General features: G+C 48.3%; 1 protein-coding gene. It reads left to right on the forward strand.

The window, feature by feature from the left end; genetic code table 11:
* Positions 1–315: CLIPPER-2 domain-containing protein (locus IEV57_RS19085; protein ID WP_188444637.1), on the forward strand; the 315-nt coding region annotated here is incomplete at both ends.

The following is a 315-nucleotide window of genomic DNA, read 5'->3' on the forward strand; positions in this document are numbered from 1 at the left end:
GCGATGTGACGGCAACAGATACTGAGACGATCACAGTTGATAATTCAGCTGCAACAGCTTCGATCAGTATAGCCAAATCAGCGAGTCAGTCCACATATGGATTAGGAGATGTGATCACGTATACCTTCACGGTAGAGAATGATGGAGACTTCACCTTGACTAATGTGGGTGTTTCGGATGCCTTGCCGGGCTTGAGTGCGATCACTCAGATCTCAGGCACGACAACCTTGGCACCCGGTGGGTCAGCGGAATTTACAGCTACCTATACGATTACGCAGGCAGATGTTGACAACGGATCAGTAGTAAATACAGCAA

The organism is Belliella aquatica (genome assembly GCF_014637795.1).
GTDB lineage: Bacteria > Bacteroidota > Bacteroidia > Cytophagales > Cyclobacteriaceae > Belliella > Belliella aquatica.